This window comes from Synechococcus sp. H55.11 (genome assembly GCF_047462475.1).
In the GTDB taxonomy this organism is placed as follows: Bacteria; Cyanobacteriota; Cyanobacteriia; order Thermostichales; family Thermostichaceae; genus Thermostichus.
This window is the reverse complement of the sequence record NZ_JANSJI010000144.1, coordinates 1-1,398: the sequence shown is the minus strand read 5'-3', so window position 1 is coordinate 1,398 and position 1,398 is coordinate 1. Positions and strand designations below refer to the sequence as shown.

Annotated in this window: 1 protein-coding gene and 1 pseudogene; both read right to left on the bottom strand. The window is 54.3% G+C overall.

Annotation, left to right across the window (positions count from 1 at the left end; all coding sequences use genetic code 11):
• A pseudogene (locus NW853_RS06275) lies at positions 1–274 on the bottom strand (hypothetical protein); the annotation flags it as partial.
• Between the two features lie 358 nt (positions 275–632).
• Entirely contained in the window at positions 633–1,244 is a 612-nt protein-coding gene (locus NW853_RS06270) for a hypothetical protein (RefSeq protein ID WP_414348398.1), read from the bottom strand.
• Positions 1,245–1,398: the final 154 nt, after the last annotated feature.

Sequence of the window (1,398 nt, the reverse complement as noted above, 5' to 3'; positions counted from 1 at the left end):
CCAGTCGCCCCAAGCCGAGAAAGCCGAACAACTGGCACGCCACCGCCAGCCGCTCTGCTGCCTGCTGCACTCCCAAGGTTTTAAAAGCGCCCTGGAGCAAGCTGTAGAAGATCTCCTGAGCTGCCGTGCGCAGGATGCTCACCCCATCGATCCAGTCGGGATCCTCAATGGTCTGCTGCAGAAATAGGTTGTAGTGGTGGCAGTGGAAAATCACCGGCTCGCCAAAGAGAGAGAGCAGCTTGCGAGCGCGGTCAAGGCGTAAATGCTCCAACATAGATGGCCTGATCTCGAGGGGATAGGAAGGGAGAACAGTTAACAACTCCCACAACTTTAGCCTTTAGCTTAATCGGCGGGAAGCCCTGCACTGTATTTGTGTTCCGTAGGTGGCGTAAGCCATATTGGGTTTACTCAAGAGCAAATCAGTGTCGGGATGAAAGCCGTTGTGCTGCAATTGAGGAGAACAAGTTAAATCTCTGGAGAGTTTCCCGCCGTGGGTCGCATGGCGGCAGCACGCTGCGACCTCTGTACCAAAAAATAAGTCTGGGAAGCAGGAAGCCCGTAAGCTATCGGTTCGCGCAGCGTGGCGTAAGTCATGTTGTGTTGGCTCAACGAGAATGAGTGTCGGGAGTCGTTCAACTGGGCAAAGCAATAGGCAAGTGCTCTACCCCCAATACGTCAGATACCGCTTTGTAGAGAATGCGCAGCTCCTGTCGGTTCAGGGTGCCTTTTTCAAGGCGGTTGCGGTCTAGACCCGTTTTCAAAGACAGGCGCAGGGCGACAAAGTTGGGATCCGGAGCGTAGCGCTTGGCGTAGCTAATCAAAGCCTGAGCAGTGGATAGAGTGTCGTCTTGAACAGGGGGCAGCAGTGGTTTGCCGTCGATGAGGATGGCCTTAAGCCGGTCTGAAATCGTCTTGAGGTCGGTGATGGAACGGGTCAGAAACAAAACAAAGTAGGGGCTTTTGGGAAAGGCTTTGATGACAACCCGCAACGCCGGAGTACCTGCCAAAAGGTAGTCCGCCTCTTGGCCGGGGCTAACGGTTTGACAAAGGCGGCTATTGGCCTGCAACAAGTCGCCGGCGTAGGTGCCTAAACGTTCTAGGGCTTGCTCCTCTTGGGAGTCGCTGGCATAGGTTACTTTGGCTACTGTGGCACCGTCAGTGACCCGCCCTATCAAGACGGCAATGAGGCCAGGGAGTCCAGCAATATGCTGCTCAATTACACTTTGCAGGGTGCGGACAGCCATGCTCTCCTCTGAGGCTAAGACTAGGTTATCCCCTTATTGTAGCGATTAGGAAGCCTAACCTACGAATATTTACTGATGTTAACGAAGCTCCCCGAGGAGGCTCAGCCCTCGCGCCACGGATCCCAGTTCTCATGAAATTTGCCTTCCAGAATGG

Coding starts and splice junctions, on each gene's coding strand:
- NW853_RS06270 (WP_414348398.1), bottom strand. CDS start 1,244: ATGGCTGTCCGCACCCTGCAAAGTGTAATTGAGCAGCATATTGCTGGA.